Origin of the sequence: Paramuribaculum intestinale, from assembly GCF_003024925.1 — a bacterium.
Lineage (GTDB): Bacteria > Bacteroidota > Bacteroidia > Bacteroidales > Muribaculaceae > Paramuribaculum > Paramuribaculum intestinale.
On sequence record NZ_PUED01000333.1, the window covers coordinates 1 to 1,511 of the forward strand.

2 protein-coding genes are annotated in these 1,511 nt (G+C 42.6%); both read right to left on the reverse strand.

The features are described from left to right. A partial coding sequence (locus C5O24_RS13290) for a DNA cytosine methyltransferase (protein WP_133165606.1) occupies positions 1 to 637 on the reverse strand: 637 nt, incomplete at its 3' end. 269 nt (positions 638 to 906) lie between these two features. After that, a complete protein-coding gene (locus tag C5O24_RS13295; RefSeq protein WP_107035951.1) occupies positions 907 to 1,176 on the reverse strand; it encodes a helix-turn-helix domain-containing protein in 270 nt (89 codons plus the stop codon). Positions 1,177 to 1,511 lie beyond the last annotated feature (335 nt).

Consider the following 1,511-nt stretch of genomic DNA (forward strand, 5'->3'; position numbering starts at 1 on the left):
CTCCAATAACAAGAGTTCGGGTTCGACTTGACGGACAACCATAATCTTTAAAGTTGACAATCTTATACAGAATATTGTATTGTCCCCCAAGATTTAAGGAAATTGCTTCTTTGATTGATTTGTCTGTACCATCAATATCAGTGCAAACAGAAGTCAAGAAAGCCCTTACATTCTCAAATATAAAGAATTTTGGCCGGACTTCTTTAGTAATCTTGATAGACTCTACTACAAGCGAATTGCGTTTTAGCTCATCTCCTTTCTTATGGTTCGCCACAGACATCCCTTGACATGGTGGTGTCGCAATCAACACATCAAGATCGTTTACACCAAAGCAGTCTTTCCATACCGCCAATTCACGGAATACTTTATCCTTTGTTTCATCAAGCGTCATATCTCCGCATATATATCCGGAAGACAACATACACTTATCGTTGTGTTTTTGAATTTTCAGACGACGCTCAAGTAGTTCAACTGTTGCGATACAATTGAACCCAGCTTCCTTAAACCCATAACATCCGATACCTGCGCTACTGAACAAGCTGACATAGGTACGTAGGCCATAAGAAGATCTGCGTTCCGCTGCAATTGCAGAAACGACCTCCTCAGGTATATCGTATGTCTTTACTTTCTTTCGCATAATTCAAGTATGTCGGATATAACAAAAGGCTTTCGTATAGTCTTGATAGGCGACCAAGCCCATGAACTTCACGAAAGCCTTGCTGCTATAAATTAATATGTTGCTATTTTTCTGTTGGTCTTATCATCGTCAGATGCGTCTATCAAGACGCAAAGATACGAAAAAAAATCCTGAATTAGACGGCTTGCCACAGGCTGATTTTTGTTAAAATATGCGAAAAACAGGTTTCCTACATGTTTCCAAGGTTATGCAGTACCCTTGGTGAAACTTTAATCACGGTTTTCTGCGAAAGGAGTGTAGTGACAGCTGGTGAGGAAGCGGTCGATGTCGGATTGGGTGTACCAGTATTTATCGCCGTGGCGGGAGTAGCCGAGTAGGCCGTTGTCGCGTAGGCGTTTCAGGTAGCGGTCTTTGATGCCGAGGAGTGCCATCAACGATTTGTTGTCGTAGATACGCTCTTTATCGGTGGTGAGGAGATGAGCGTGTTTAGCCTCCACAAGTTGGAGGATCCTGTGGAGGAGGGTTTCGATGCTGTTCATCTGTCAGGGGGTAAACGGTGAAACTTCAGTTGCTTAATCGGATGACAGGTCTCTCAATTGACTGATTGGATGCTCAACCGTGTATTCAGTCAACTATGCGGTTGATTAAATGTTTGGTTGAAGTTCTGACTAATCAACCAATCAGTCAACTGCTCATTATGGCAATTAGACGGATGTATGACAGAATAAGCAAGTGCATGGTTGACCTTTCGCCTGATTGGTTGATCAATCAGGCGATTAAGTAGGCGTCCAATCAATTTATTGAGAGTTTGATTGACTGCATGGTTGTCTTGCCAAACAATCAATCAGTGGTCCGTTTGCGGCAACATTTGCCA